The organism is Pseudonocardia sp. TRM90224 (assembly GCF_021245725.1).
Lineage (GTDB): Bacteria > Actinomycetota > Actinomycetes > Mycobacteriales > Pseudonocardiaceae > Pseudonocardia.
On sequence record NZ_JAJGSX010000003.1, the window covers coordinates 359,925 to 376,218 of the forward strand.

The following is a 16,294-nucleotide window of genomic DNA, read 5'->3' on the forward strand; positions in this document are numbered from 1 at the left end:
CCACCTCCCGGAGATGCCTGCGGTCGACGTCGAGCTGCCGCCGTCGCTCGCGTGGTGGCTGCGGGTGCAGCTCACCGCGGGCGGCGTGGTGCTGGTGGGGAACATCGAGGACCACCTGCACCAGGGTCTCCCCGCGATCGAGAACAGCCGCCGGCCCATCTCGGTGCTGCCGTTCGTGCGGGCGTCGGTGCACGTCACGTTCTTCCACCTGGTCAGGATGGAGCGGGGCGTCCAGAACTTCACGCTGCTCGCGCTCGGGACGACGCCCGTCGTCGGCGTGTCCCGGCCGCGGGTCCACGGCCTGCACCCGCTGCGCCGACTGGTCAACATGGCGCTGTACTACGACCTGGCGCTGACAACGAAGACGCCGATGCTGATCCCGTTCTGGATGAAGGTCTTCGGGATCGGGCCGCCGTTCTCGGTCGCGCCCGTGAACCTCTTCGAGCGCCGGAAGCTCGGGAAGAAGGTGACGTTCGCGTTCGCGGGGAAGGTCCGCTCGTTCGACCTGTTCCTCGGGCCGCACCGGGTGCTCGTACGACTCGTGCGGCGGACGTTCGCCCTGCTGGTACGCACGCTGCCCGGCCCGGTGAGCCGCGCACTGCAGCGCACCGCGGCGGGACTGGCGGCGCGGGCCGCCCGGTACCGGTCGAAGAACGTCACTCGCATGCGCAAGCGGATCGTGGACGAGATCGCCCGGCAGCGCGCCGCGCTGGAGGCCGAGGGCGACCTGCCCTCCGAGCGGGACCGCGAGAAGCTGGAGCGGCTCCTCTCGGAGAACCTGGTAGGCCTGCGCGCCGCCGACTCCGTGCTGAAGAACCTGCCCCGGCCGCCCGCGAAGGGCCCACGGCTGCGCGACGGCATCGTGTGGGTCGCCGGTGCCGGCGCGGCAGGGCACGTGCTGACGACACTCGGCGAGGCCTCGGTGCTCGGCCCGATCGGCGTCGGAGCGGCTGCGGTCGCGACGGCGGCCGTCGGCGTCACGGGGATGTTCCGGTACCTGAAGCGCGCCAACGCGCCCCCGATGCTCGCCGAGACCGGCCGGAAGCTCCGGGTGAAGGCCCGGACCGTCCTGCTGGTCGTCCTCACGTCGCTCGCAGGGGCGCTGGCGGTGCGGCACGGCCTCGCGTCGCCCGGCGGGCTGCCCGCGGTCGCTGCATCGGCGTCCTTGTTCGGGCTGCCGAAGCACCGGCTGGGCGAGCTCGCGAGGCACGTGCGGCTGCCAGCGGCACGGGTGGTGGCTGCGAAGAGCGGCTCGGACGTCTACCTCTCGCTCGACGAGTCGCGGCCGATGTCGGTCGGGATCGCCCCGCGCGGTGAGCCGTGGGTGCGGGTCCGGCCGAACGGCCGGACCGCGCGGAGCCCCGACGCCCACGAGCTGGCACGTGACGTCGCGCCGGCCTCCGACGGGTCGCCGTTCCGCTTCACGGAGGCCGACGGCCCGCCGATCCTCGACGAGGACGTGGTCGCGGCGGCGGCAGCGCTTCCGGACCCGGTGCCGGGCGAGGTCACCGACGGGCTCACCGTCGCCGCTCACTACCGGCGCACCGTCACCGCGACGGACGCCGAGATGGACGTGCTGATCAGGTACATCGGAGCGGACCACCTCCAGCTCAACCGGTGGCTGCGCAGCGGTGAGCCCGGTGGCGTGCCGGAGGAGCGGCTCCGGTCCGACCGTGCGGCGATGGACGCGCTGATCGGGCGGTACCAGCTGCCCGCAACCATGATCGTCACTCGCGCCCGCAACACCCGCGGACTGCCGGAGCAACGCCTCGCCGCCGGCACCGTGATGGTCGACAACGGCTTCGTCTCGGCGACGCACGGCCTCGTGTTCCCGATGCATTCCACGCGCATGACGATCACCGTGTCGCCGGGGACGAACCTGCTCTCGGTGGACGGGAGCGAGTACCTGCGGATCGTCGACGAGAAGTTCGGCGTGGGATCCGGCGTCATGGAGAAGGAGGTGACCCTCCCCAGGGGTACGCGGTTCGTGGTCGAGTCGGACCGCAACGTCGGGCGGGTGCGCCACCTGCACGTGGTCGCGCTGCCACCGACTGCCACCGCGGATCCGGCGCCGGCTGCCGGACGTGGAGGCTCCGCGCTGGTCACGATCGGGTTGGCGACGGGCGCCGGGTTGTTGCTGCCATCGACGGTCGGCCGGGGCGGCAGGGCGGCGGCCGAGATCCTGGGCGGCGCGGCAGAGCAAGCAGGGACGGTCGTGTCCGCGGGCGCTCCGGCCGCGGTCGTTGCGATGGCAACCGTCGCCGCGGCGGCTGCAGCCGTGGTCCGGATCAGGAGACCGGCTGCCCGCGCACGAGTGTGGACGTGGCTCGGGAGGACAACGGCCGCCGTCGGTATCGGGCTGGGTGTGCTGGCCGCTGCGCTGCCGATCGGGTCGGGGAGCAGCGGTCCGCACTCGCGCGCGGCACAGGTGGACGTCGTCAGGCCGGCGGCCCGTGTCACCGCGGCACCCGGCACCGCGGACGTCCGGGTGCCGCTCGTCCCGCAGTTCGACGACAGCCCCGTCGAGCTGGCCCGCCTGTTCGGGATGGACGAGGCATCGTTCCTCGCCCGCAACCCGGGGCTGGGAAGCGGGGGACCGGCACGCGCGCTGCCGCGCCGCACACCGATCGAGGTGGCGGTCCCCGGCTTCGACGGGATCGTGGTCGTGCGGCCTGGCGACAACCTCGACTACTTCGCGCGCCTGTTCGCCCGTCCCGGCCACGGCACGATCACCGATCTCAATCCGGCCCGGTTCGGGCCCGGTTCCGATCCGGACCTCATCCACCCCGGCGAGCGCCTGCGTGTCGTGCCCACTCCGCCGGTGCGGGTGCCGGCGCCGGCGCCGGCGACCGTCGAGCCGCCGCCGCCAGTGACCCAGCCGGTGAACCCGCCCGCCCCCGATCCCGGACCGGTCGGGCCGGAGTGGCCGACCGGTGTGCTGCGCTTCCTGTACCTCGCCACCGGTGGCGCCGTGCTCGGCTGGTTGATCACGCGCCGACCCGTCGCACTACTGCGCAGGTGGGGGCAGCAGCGCACGCTGCAGGACCGGTTGGCCGCGCTGGACGGTGACCCGGCCGCGAGCCGCGGAACGTCGCGGGTCGTTGCCGACCTCGTGCGCGAGGGACTGCCGGAGCGGGACGTCGCGGCGCGGACCGGCTGGTCGGTCGAGCTCGTCCGGCTGATGGCGATTGCAGGGCACGTGCTGGCCCGGCACGAGGAGCACCCGGCAGCCGGCCCGATCGACGCGGCGATGCGCCACCGCATCGAAGATCACCTGCGGCGGCAGCTCGCCGAGGCGGACGGAACGCCGTCAACCTCCGAGCTGGAGCGGCTGCTGTTCGCACTGGACTCGCTGGTGCAGGGCAGCTGGCGAGGGCTGACGGCGCTGCTGCCGGCCGCGAGGGCGCTCGGGCTCGACGTCCGCTGGCACGACGCGGAGGCGGTCCGGGTGCGGTTCGAGGGAAGGGAGCCGGTGACCGTCCCGCTCGGTTGGCTGCACGCGATCCAGGCCGAGGTGGCCGACCGCGTGGGTGCGCGGGTGATCGAGAAGATCGATCCCGGCGTCCTCCTCGCGGAGAACGCGGTGTGGCTGGGCATGCTGCTGGAGGTTGCGCGCGTCCCGTCGGTGACGGACCCGGCCGTCGCGACCGGCGGGATCGAGGCGCTCGCCACCCTCGTGGACAAGCGGCCGGAGCTGGCCGGCGCGGTCGCTGCGGTCGCGGTGGATCTGCTGGGCGCCGTCGGCGGGCGGGATGCGTTCGCGCCGCTGTCCGCGGGAGCGGCCCGGCTCGCCGACGCCGCGGCGGCGACCGTCGCGGAGCGGGCCGCCCGCCGCATCGCGCCCTACCTGGACCTGCGGTCCGACGCGGCGGACGTCGTCACCGCGCTCCAGCGCGGCGGGCCGGACCCGTCCGCGACGATCGAGCACCTGCGCCGCACCCTGCGCCACCAGCTGGACTCACTCGACGCGCTCGTGACGGCCAAGGACACCAGGGCAACCCGGTACCGGGACGCTGCGGCCGCGGCCCGTGCCGCCGCGGAGAAGGCCGCGGGCGGATCGGACGACACCGCACTGGAACGGGCCGCGCAACTGCGTGAGGAGGTGCGCGAATCCGAGGATCGGGCTGCCGTCGCACACAGGTCGGCCGCGGCCTACCGCGCCGTGCGGGGCCGGACGAGCAAGGCCGCCCGTACCTACGACGTCCTGCTCGCCGAGCTAAGAGCGCCCGACGGCCCCGACGCGCAGGTCCTCGCGCGGGCGAGGACGGCGCGGTACGCCGTCGAAGCGGCGCATGCGGCATGGGAGGAGCTGATGCCTGCCGACGCGACGGTGGCTGCCGGCCAACCGACGGGCCCCCTTCCGAACCTCCCGGAGCTGGCCGAGCTGATCGACCGGCAGCTCGCGACAGCCGGCGGCAGCTCGAACCTTGTGTCGCGCGACCGGCTGCACCAGGCGCTGCAGCACCCGCAGTGGACCGGCACCCGCGACGGGATGGTGCTCGACGCCGGCGACCACGAGGTGCGGGTCGGCTACCGCGTGCTCGGCAAGCGGGAGATCCCCGATCCGGTGACCGAACGGGGCCGGGTCGCCTCGCAGACCTCGCGCGGCTACATCATCGGCGGTGGTGGCTCCGACGCCGGATCGACGTCGCGCTCCTTCGGTGGCGGTGTCGGCTCCGGCCCGGCCGAGTGGCTTCCGGACGGGCCGTGGAAGGCGGTGCTCAGCCACGTCTCCGTTGCGGTCGACGCGGGCCGCAACGAGACCGTTGGGGAAGCGGCGGAGGGCTACGGGCTCCCCGGTGGTGTCAGCGACTACCGCGACGAGTCGTGGCTGCTCGGTGTGCTCGTGGAGTACGAGGTGTCGGTGCGGGCGGTCGGCACCGGCGAGTGGGGCCCCGTGCACCGGGTCGGTCGGCCTGCCGACCCGGTCGACAGCCGGGCGATGCTCATGTGGATGTCCTACGCCTACTCGGCGCGCGGGCCGCCGCGCACGGTGGTGGCCGATCCGGAGCGGGTCGACGTCGCAGCCGGACGGGCCGGGCTGTTCACGGTGGCGGGCCCGGTCGCGGTCGACGGGCTGGGTGCGCTCGCCGACGACCTGTACGCGGTGCTGAGCCGCTATCACGCCGACCCGCGGCAGCACATCTACGGGCAGGTCAGGACGCTCGTGGTGCACGAGCTGCCCGGTCGGTTCGGGGCCGCGGCCTCGCCGCAGGGATTTGCGCCGCCTCCGGTGGTCGACGCGGAGGGGCGGACGCTCGCCCGGCTCACGGTGCGCGCGCTGCCGGTGTGGCCGCGGTGGGCAACCGTCGGCGTCCGGGTGGCGAACGAGCTGCTGGAGTACCTGCACGTGCTGTTCTCGTCGACCGGTGCCAACCGGTCCGGCGGTCGGCAGCTGGGCGGGGCGGGCTCGGTGAACCCGTTGCCCGCCGTCGGCGACCAGTTCGGCGGCCACGTCGGGGGCACGGCGGCGCTCGGCGGGCGGCGGGCCGGAGCGGGCAGCCACGGGGTGGCGACGTCCGGCACCGCGATCCGGCCGGGTGTGCACCGCTACCGCGGCCCGACGGTCGGTGTGCGCGGTCCGGTCCGGTACGTCGTCGAGATCGACTGGGTGGACGACCCGGCCCGCCAGGGCGAAGCGGTGACCGGTGCCGGCTCTGCGTTCCTGCGCGTGCCGGAGAAGGCGGCCCACCACGCGGGGCTGCCGGTGGACGCGAACGCGGTCGACCGGCGGGGCCGTCTGCGCGCCCGACTCGTCGCCGAGGCGCCGCCAGGGCGCCGGGCGCAGCTGCCCGTCCACATGGGCGAGGGCGCCGGCCGGGTCGCCGCGGTCGGGCACGCGCTGATGCGGCTGGACGTCGATCAGGGCCTCCTGGAGGACATGCTGGTCGTGGGCCGCGAGCACGGACTGTTCCCGCCGGCCGATCGCAGGCGGTGGCACGAGGTCGCACCGGACACGCTTGCGGTCCAGCTGCAGAACCTGCACCGCGTGGCCGCGGCCCTCTCGGCGCACAACCTCGAAACCGGCTTCGACCACGGCGTCCAAGTGGGGCACGAGGTCCTGCTCGATCGCGGAACCGAGCAGTTCCGCATGACCGTCGCCGTCGCGCCGGACTGGTCGCGATCCACCTACCTCGGCCACGACCGGGAGTGGCTGATGGTCGGGCTGGACATACTGGCGAGCTCGGCCGTCCGGTCGTGGTCGTGGACGCGCGGGCTCGAAGGCTCCGGCAAGGTCGGCGGTGTCGCCCTGCCGGGCTTCGACCTCGATCCCGGCGCCGCCGGCGTGCAGAGCCGGTCGGTGTTCGGCGGCGCGGCTGCGGGCGCGCGAGGTGGCGAACGCCCCGCGGAGTCGAGCACGGGGATCGCCAGCAACGTCGTGACGCTCGTCGAGGGGCAACGGGCCGCAACAGCGACGTTCAGCGCGTCCGGAACCGTGCGGGCCACGCTGAGCGGCCCCGACGGTTCGCCGCTCGGCACGGCGGAGGGCGGCTTCGGCGGTCGCCTCCAGGTGCCGTCCGACCACCTTCCCCCCGCCCGGTCGGCAGGGCCGGCCGAGCCGCGCCCGACGACGTCGTGGGAGCTCGACAGGGCGACGGTGCTCGCGGCCGACGTGCGCGGCGCCGTCGCCGCGGTGCGCCGGCAGCTCCCGCCGGGTTGGGAGCTGGAGCCGGAGGCCGTGCGTCGGCTCGGCGAGTTCCTCGGGCCGGACGCCTTCCGGGCAGGCCTGCAGGACCTGTTCACCGCGCAACGGGTGGCCCGGCTGCAGGTCCGCGCGCCCGACGGGCGCACCGAGCGGGTCACACTCGTGCTGCGCGCCGCCGCACGTGACTCCCGATGGGTCGGGCGGGCCGCGCCCGTCCTCGGCGACATCACCATGACCACGGTCAGCGTCGGCGGCGGCCGGGGCCGGACGCGCAGCAGGAGCGGCGCAGGCTCGGCCACGGGCGGGATCGACCAGCAGCAACCGGGCGGCGCCGGCACGACGGACGGCGCGTGGACCCGATCCGGCGCCGTCCGCGAGTCCGACACGTGGCAGCTCACCGCGGGGCTGGAGATGCTCGTGCTGGACGTCGGGGAAGCACACCTGAACCACATGGCCGTCGCGGCCGAGGTCGCGGTGACCACCCCGGACGGCGCCACCACCACGGAGGAGGTGCCGCTCGCGATCAGCTACGCCATCCCGGAGCGGGACGTGCTCGCCCACTACCTGCTGGGGGAGCCGACGGTTCCGATCGAGCAGATCGCACAGGCGGTGCAGCGGCTCCTGCAGGGCGATCTGAAGCTGTCCGACCGCGACACGCACGCCCTGCTCGCCCGCTACCGCGACGACCGGGCAGCGTGGATCGAGGCCGGTGGCGCGTCGACGCCGTTGCTGCTCGCGCACACGCCGGAGGCGCTGCGCGACGGGCTCCGCGCCCTGTACCCGGCGTACGGCGGCCGGGGAAGCACGTTCGACGCGCTGCTCGACGCCGCCGGGCTGCGCAACGAGGGCCCCGACGTCGTCGAGGTGCCGCAGAACGTGCTCACCGGGATGAGCGACGCCGCGATCCAGGACGGCAGCTTCGTCGTCGGTGCCGACCCGACGACGATCTGGCGGGAGACCACGGCACTGGTCGATCGACGCTTCCCCGGCGTCCTCGACCGCGACGTGGAGCTGCAGGCCGTGATCACGTCGGCGCTGGCGGGGCAGCGCTGGCGAGGGCCGCTGCCGGCCATGCTCACACCGCGCGGATTCGTGATCGAGGTGCCCGTCCGCAACGGCAACGCCCCTGGCGCGGACCGGGTGACGACGATCCGGATCAGGGTGGCGGCCGAGCTGGGCGCCGGCCCGCTGCTGAGAACCGGGCGCAGCGACACGGTGCTGGCGATCCGCCAGACCTACGCGTTCGTGCAGCGGTCGCGCAGCTGGCTGCGCAGCCGCGGCGGGAAACTCGAAGGAGCATCCGGCAACGGGCCGGCGGCGACGGCGCTCGGCGTCGCAACCGAGCGCAGCCTCGAACTCAGCGGGGAGAACGGCGAGCAGACGACCACACTGCGCGGGATCGGCGCGTTCGACGGCGCCGACCTGGTCGTCCAGGACCTGCAGGTGCGGCTCACGGTGGCGGGCGTCGGCCGCGACGGCCGCGACGTCCGTCCGGTGCGGACGGACCTGGCCGGACGGGTGACCAGGGTCGTTCCCGACGGGCTGACCCGGCCGGTCGCCGACGCGGCGCGCCAGGTCCGCCCGACGCAGCACCCGGCCCGCCCCAGCCCGCTGGCGATGACTCCCGAGGTCGACGTCGACGCCAAGGGCACCCGGATGGCGGCCGCGGTGCTCGCCGACCGGCGGGCGCTCAGCAGGCGGGCCAGGCAGGTCCACCGACTCGGGCTGGAGCGCCTGTTCGAGCCGATGATGGCGAGCAGCTTCCTGCCGCAGATGGCCACCGCCGACGGCATCGAGCTGGAGATCAACGAACCGGGCCGGCCGGGACGCAGCCCGCGACGGGTCGGCAGGGTCTCCGAGGGCTACCGGCTGCGGATCCGGGCGGAGCTGACCGCCGACGAGTTCGTCGTCGCAAAGCGCTCCGGCATCGAGATCCGCACGGTGCACCGCGACCAGCGGACGACGTCGACGGGACGGTCGAGCGGTGTCGGGCGCCGCTGGAGCTTCACCGTGCCGAAGCCGCTGGTCGGCATCGGCGGCACCGTGTCGGGCGACGAGCACCGCGGCCGCCGCAGGACCACCCGCGGCGGCCTGCGCGTCGAGAACACGATGAACGAGAAGGGTGAGGTCTCCACCAGGCACGCCACCGTCCGCTACGTCGTGACCGTCCAGGCGGGCGGCTGGGTCGGTGATGTGTTCGAGCCGCGCGGACGCGAGTTCACGTTCGAGGAGACGGGCATCGCGTACGTCACGATGTTCACCGCCGACCTCGCCCGCGGCGCCACGTTCTCCGGGCTCGGCAGGCTCACACCGCACCGGACGCCGAACGGTGTGCGCTGGCGACCCGCCGCCCCGAGCTACCCGGTGCAGCGGTGGGGCCCTGGTCCGAGGAGCACATCGGTCGGGTCGAGCGCCGTCACGTTCGGCGGCGGCTCCGCAGGGGCCGGGTTGAACGCGGCCGTGGTGGGTCTCGGGCTCGTCGCATCCGCCGTTCTGGTCGCACCGCCGGTCGTCGCGGGGCCGCTCGTACTCGCGACGGTGGCGGCAACCACGCTGCTCGCCGGGCGTGCGCTGTGGCGGCTGCTGCGTCCGGACCGCGGCGGGCAGGGTGTGCGCGGGCCGCCGCGGGCAGCCGCAACATCTGCGCGGTGGGTGATCGGCGTGGGGATCGCCGTTCTCGTGGTGTGGGCCGTCGTGCACGGGGCACCGCACGTGACCGGGCTGCTGGCCGCCGCAGCCGCCGGTGGGTTGCCACGTCGGTTCGACGTCCTCAAGCCGCACGGGTCCGAGCTCGCCCCCGAGTTCGTCGAGACGCTGACCGGTACCCCGATCGGACCGGCGGAGCGCTCGGCGTTGGCGGACGCGCTCGACCGCGCGGTCGAGCGGTCGGGTCCGGCATGGCGATCGGAGTTCGTCGCACTGCGCGACGTCGACCTGTCCATCGTTCCGCCGCTGCTCGTGGTGCGGACGTTCGGCCGGCTTAGCGCGCAGGCGCTGCGCGGCGTCCCGCTCGACGGTGGGCTCCCCCTGCCGCCGCTCCGGTTCCTGCACCTCGACGGGGCGCCGATCGACGGGGCGGCGGGAGGCCTTCGGGTGCTCGGCGGTTTCCGACCCGAGGACGCCGGATGGGACGTGCTCGTCGACAGCGCCGGCACGATCGACGAGCAAGCGGCTGCGGTGCAGCGGGCTCTGACGGAGGCGTTCCTCGCGCACTACGCGGGATTCCCCGCGGAGAAGGTCCACATGGTGGCGGTGCTCGCCGACGCGCTGATCCATCCGATGGCAGGCGGCGAGGTGGAGCTCACGCAGCGCGCGAAGGCTGAACTCGATCACCTGGCGGCGCACGCGCACCACGTGCTGTGGCGCCACGTCGGGGACCTCGGACGCGTGCGGAGCCACATCAGGGACGAGTTCGCCGAGCTGCCGAAGTGGCGGGACCTCCTGCTGGCCTACGCCGAGCTGTTCCACGATGCCGCGGTCGCCCGGCTGGTGGTGCCGGAGGTGGGGATCGACCTCGTGCAGCACGAGGTGGAACGCCTCCGCAGCGACCTCGCCGAGCACCTGCGCAGGAGCACGGCGCTGAGCAGCGACGACCGCAAGCTCGCCGCTTCACTCGTCGGCCGGTTGCGCGCCGAGCCCGTCGAGCGGTTGTACACCGACCGGCCGAATCCCTCTACGAACGTTCGGATCACACTGGCGGGGCAGGCCCGTCGCGACGCGGACCTCGTCACCACGATCGGTCGCGCCGGCCACCTGCCGGCGTTGCAGAAGGCCGCGGCCCGCAACGGGCTCGCCGACGAGCCGGCCGAGCTGATCCGGCTCGCGGTGCTGCACCTCGCCGCGGAGCTGATCGGCAGGCGGCTGGAGGCTTCCGGACGGGCGGCGCCGCGCGGCCGGCGGACCTCGACGTTCGCCGACGTCGACAGCGTCATCGATGCGCTGGGCGCCGTCGTCGAGACCCGTACACCGACACCGCTGCTGCCCACGGCGGGTGCCCTGTTCGGGAGCCGGTGGCAGCGCCGTCCCGGCTGGCGGGAGTGGGCGAACACCGTCGAGGCCGGTGGGCTGGGCGCCGGGTTCACCGCTGCCGGCAAGCTGCCCGCGGTCGGTGCCGTCGCGCCGGGCACCCCGCTGCCGTCGTCCGACCACCCGCGGCGGGCGGCGGCGGCGGTCGTCGCACGCGAGACCGGAGTGCCGGTCTACCTGCTGGACGACGCGGTCGAGCCGATGTCCGTCGGCGAGGAGCCGATCGGCCGCTCCTGGCTTCGGGTGAACCCCGACGGCGCACTGGAACGGGGGAGGAACACCTCCCCGCCGGTGTACGTCGCGCGGTACGCCGACGAGACCAAGGCCGCGGTCGTCGAGCACCACACGGCCAACGGGGCGGTCGCAGACCCGGTCCTGTCCACGCAGTTCCACCGGTTCCGCCGGCAGATCAACCTGTGGCTGCGCGGAGGGGCGCTGCCCGCCGAGCTCTCCCCGGCCCAGGTGCAGCACTACGTCACGACGATGGACGACCTGACGACCGGCTACCGCCTCCCGGTTGCGGCGCGGCTCGTCCAGGAGGACGCAGACGTCGAGCGCGTGCCGCCGGGGCCGCTCGCCGCCGGGACCGTGCTGACCCGCCTCGGCTTCCCCGACGCCGCCTTCGGGCACCGCGTGGAGGCCGAGCGCGACTGGCTCACCGAAGGCCCGCGGGCGCGGGTCCGCGACGACGCGAAGCAGATCCGCGTGCGGATCACCGCTCCGCGCGGGCTCCCGATCACCCTCGTCAGGTCCGGACACGGGCCCACCGACGCCAGGGGCGGGCCGGTCGTGATGGCGCGCGGAACCCGGCTCGTCGTCGAACGGGACGACCTCGTCGACGGCGTCCGCAGGCTGGAGGTGGTCGCGATCCCGGCAGCTGCGCCCCCTCCGCTCCCCGGCGAACCGGACACCGAGCGCCCCGGGCCCGTCGGCCCTGTTGCCCCCGTTGATCCAGCCGCCACCGCTGGCCCAACCCCGGCCCAGGTTGTGCTCACCGAAGGGCTCGCCCGGTCGGACAGGCTCACGATGACGATGCTCGCGGCAGTCGCGTGGGCTCCGCTCTGGGAGGGTCGGGGCGGCGGGTACCGGTGGCGGGGCAGCTCCGCGGGTGTGCCGCTGCAGGACGACGAATCGATCGTGACCGTTCGGGCGGGCCAGCTGACGCACCCGCTGAGGCACTCGTCCGATCGAGCCGACTCATGGCGCCTCGTCGCGGGCCTCGTCTCGGTCGGTCGTGTCGACGAGGCGAACCAGCAGAAGACCATCCTCCTCACCGAGGACCGGCTCGCGGAGCTGGACGCGCTCGGTCTGCTGGCCGCCGTCGTCGAGTTCCACCGGAGGGCGTGGAGCACCGCACCGGCGGACCGGGACGGCCGGTCGGAGTCCGATGCGCTGGTCCGGCGCATCGTGCAGGCGCGGGAGGCACTCGGACCACTGGTGCACGGCGAGGGATCCCTGCTCGGCGGGCGTTCCGCCACCGATGCCGAACGGGTCGTCGCGCAGACCGTCGCCACCCGCTCCTCCACCGGTCGGCGCATCCCGGCCACCTCGGACGAGCTGATCGGCCTCACCGGCGGACTCGACCACCTCGCCTTCGAACCCGTGCGGTGCCCCGGCGTCTGCGTCGTGCGCGGGTTCAACGACGACGTCAGTGCTCTCGGCGGTACGCCGCTGGTCGCGTGGTCGGGGCCCGACGGCTGGATCTACCTCGACGAGCGCGTGCACGCCGCGCTGCAGGCCGGTGTGCTGGACGCGGCGGCGCGCCGCAGCCTCTTCCGGTACCACCTCGACCGGATCGCCGACCGGCGCGATCAGGCGAACGCGGGTCGGCTGCGCTACGGCCGGCTGCCCGAGCTGGCGCCGCTGGCCGCGTCCCTGGAGGTGCCGGCCGGGCCCCCGGCGGCCTACCGGTCGATCGACGTCGGCGACGGCGTCGTCACGTGGCAGGCGCCGCAGCTCCCGACGGCGCCGCACCCGTTGCTGGACCGCGTGGTCCGCGTGCGTGTCATCGACGGTGCGCGGGACCGCACGTACTCCGGTTCGGGATTCCTGTTCAGGATCGATGGACGGCGCGGCGTTCTGGTGACCAACAACCACGTCGCGACACCCGAGGGCGTCGAGGCCGTCGAGAAGATCAGGATCGAGGTCGAGGTCCGGACGCCGACGGGGAACATCGTCCTGACCGGTGCCGTACTGCCGCGCCCTTCGAGGGAGCGTTTCGCGGCGGCGGCGGACCTCGACGTCGCCGTGATCGTCCTGGACGACAAGCGGCTCCTCGGCCTCCAGCTGCCGCCCGTCCCGATCACACCCGTCGCACGGCACGGGCTCGTTGCGATGATCGGGTTCCCGGGGGACGCCCACGTCCGCGTCCGCACCGCGGACGGTGCCGCTGCCCGCACGACGACCGGCTCGGAGCGCCTCGCCAGCGCCGGGATCGTGCACGACGATCCGCTCGCACGTGGCATCGAGGACCGTACCGGGCTCGAGACGATCGTCGTCGGGAACCACGTCGTGCGGGAAGGGCACTCCGGCGGACCCGTCGTCGGCATCAGCGCGGACGGCCTCAGGGGGGAGGCGGTTGTCCACGGTCTCGTCAGCACCGTCGCAGAGGGATTGCTCGCCGGCCGGGCGGCCGACGAATCCGCGATCGACGTCGTCGGCGACGCCGCGCTGCGGGCGTTCCTGCTGGCGAGCGGTGTTCCGCTCGCCGCATCGCCGAGCCCGACCATGTCTCGGCGGGTCGTCGACGCGCTCACCGCCCTGCCGAGGGCGAAGGCCGCCGACGCCTGGAAGCTCGCGATGTCGCTGCGGGTGGATGAGCGCCTGCTGGTCGAGGAGGCGCGGCGATCGGGCCGGCTGTTCGTCACCCGGCCGTCGGGCGGCCGGTCACCGATGGTCGTGCTCGCGCCGGACGGTGTCGACGCGCTCGACCACACGCCGGTGCAACCCGGCCGGCAGGCCGCGCTCGTCCGCCTCGGCGACGGGAGGCGGTTCCCGATCACGGGTCCGACGGCCGTGGTCGGCCGGAGGAGCGGATCCGATCTGGTGCTCTCGGCGGAGCCCACGCTGTCGAGGGTCCACGCGGTGCTCGTGCACCGGCGCACCGGCTGGTTCCTCGTTCCGCTGCTGACCGCGACTCCGACGACGGTCCGCGGCCGGACCGTCACCACCACCGTCCCCGTGTTCGACGGCGACGTCATCAAGCTGGGCAGCGATCTCTACGAGCTGCGTCTGGATGCCGGGCCGGGTCCCTCCGGTGGGCGGCCCGCGGTGGGGCCGGGTACCGGGGCTGCCGGGATCGGCCGCCCCGCGGTTGCCGTCGAGGACGCGCCGGCCCGGTCGGCTCGCGTGCCGGTCGTCGGCGGTGCGACGGCGGCGTTGCTGCTCGCCGGCGAGCCGGCGCTCGCCGCGACCGGCGGTGCGGTCGACGGTGGGGACCTGTTCAGCGGCTTGGCGGGGCCGGTGCTCGTCGCCGCGGCCGCCGCGACGATCGTGCTCGGGGCATTCGCGCTGGTCAGGCACCTGAGACGGCAGCGGGGCCCGCCCGCGCCGTCGGAGGTGCGTGCGGCCGCACCCGAGCCGGACTGGCTCCTGGTGGCCGACCTGACCGAGCCCGAGCGGCAGGTGCTGGCGAAGGTACTGCCGGAGAGTTCGGCCATCCGCGCGGCGGGCGTCGGGCGGGTCGTCGTGGTTCCGGCTGCCGAGCTGGAGTGGCGGGTCGCTGCAGAAGGCTTCGACCCGGCGATCGTGCGGCGACTGGTGCTGGGCAGCGCCGGGAGCCGGTCGTTCGTGACCGACGCGGTGCTGCGCGAGGCGGCGCTGCACGAGGAGCACGGCCGCCTCGACGCGGGATGGCGGGAGCGGCTGCTGGGACTCGGGCCGTGGGGAGAGGGGCGGCTGGGCCTGGTCGAGGACCTCGTCGAGGCGCGCACGCGGTGGGCGGCGGCCGTGCACGGGACCGGTGGCCCGACACCGTCGCCGCGGCGCGAATGGGCGGCGTGGCTGGACGGGGCGTGGGAGGCGCGCGCGGCCATGGCCGCGGACGTGATCGCGTGGGACGGCATGCACTTCGGCGACCGCCCATGGCGCGAGTGGTCGGAGACGGCGGCCATCGAGATGCTGCGGGAGCGCCTCGGGCAGGCGGCCCGCCTGGTGGAAGACCCGGCGGTCGACGTGCGGGTGATCAGCGGCGTGGTGGTCGACCCGGTGCTGGGCCGGCTCGACGGTCCGGACCAGGTGTGGCGCGACGGGCGCTGGCACGTCTACGCCCGAGATGCCGGCGATCTCGCCCGCCTCGGGGTGCAACACCGGTTCGCTCCGGAGGAGGGCCTGAGCGGCAGGTCCGCGCACCAGATCGCGCTGATCACCGAGGGGATCCTGCCCGGAAGGCGACCGGCGAGCGGGTCGAGGGACGGCGTGCACTTCCTGTCGCGCACCGTCGTCGACGACCTCGCGCGGCTGGCCGACGGCAACCCGACCGGGCTGGTGGTCCTGCTGGACGGGATCGCGCGGATCCGCGCCGAGCTCGACGACGACCTGTCCGACCACATCGCGTGGCGCGAGCTGGTGTTCCGCAGGCTCGTCCGGCTGGAGCGGCACGTCGCCCGGCTGGCGCTGCTCACGGACGCCCGAGCCCTTAGCGGTGTGGTGCCACCGCACCTCGTCGACGTCCACGCCGAGCTGAGCCGGTTGCTACCGGAGGTCCGCAACCTGAAGGAAGACACGTTGGTGGGGGAGCTGGAGGTTGCTCACGCGCAGCGCGTGTTCCGGGCGATGTGGGGAACACCGGAGGTGCAGGCGCTGGTGGACGTGTGGGGAGGGCGGTCCAGCAACCAGTTCAAGGCCGTCATCGGGCTCGACGGCGCGATGTGGATCATGCCGGCGGCGCTGTTCGAGGACGGTACGGCCCAGTACAAGTTCAGCCATGCGGTGGTGCTCGGTGGCCGTGCTGCGCAAGGCGCCTACACGCTCGTCCTGAAGAAGGGATCCTGGATCGACACGACGGTCGTCGCGACCGTGCCGTGGAGCGGTCACTACCACGGCGGCTTCACCGTCGAGCAGAACTGGCGGGCACTCGCGCTGCTGGAGTTCCTGTTCCGGGTGCACGGCTCGACGGTCCGCCGGGACGCGTTCCCCGCTGACGAAGCGGCGTTGATGCCGCCGGAGCCACAGTTCACCGCCCATACCGTCGTCGATCTCTTGATGGGTCTTCGCCCGCCGGTGTTGCCGGTGGCTGTGGTAGCCGATCACTCGCGGGTCGGCTGGGACGAGGTGCTGCGGGTCGTGGGCGCGTCGCCGCGGCTGACGCTGATCCAGCCCGACCCTCGGCAGGGATTGATCGTGCTGCTGGGCAGGCCCCGCAACGCGGCCGACGAGCTCACCGTCGGCACCTGCCCTTCGTGCGGGGCGATGGTCGTCATACCGATCGACAACTTCTGCGGCCGGTGCGGCGCCGGTCTGAAGCGCGCAGAGCCGGGTCCGCTGGCCGACGGCCTCGACACGACGGAGGTCGCGGCCGCGGAGCGGATGGCGCGCACGGCGTGGGCCGACGTGTCGGCGGGCCGGCGCACCGGGCGGGTGATCCGCAACCACGGACAGCCGGGCACACCCGGGCTGTAGGAC

Annotated in this window: 1 protein-coding gene (running past one end of the window); it reads left to right on the forward strand. The window is 74.3% G+C overall.

The genetic code is table 11. The annotated features are described in order from the left end of the window. Positions 1-16,291, forward strand: partial view of an ADP-ribosyltransferase gene (locus LL648_RS05825; protein WP_232661361.1) — the 3' portion only. It extends 14,573 nt beyond the left edge of the window; the window shows 16,291 of its 30,864 coding nt (coding positions 14,574-30,864); its start codon lies off the left edge, out of view; the stop codon is at positions 16,289-16,291. Positions 16,292-16,294 lie beyond the last annotated feature (3 nt).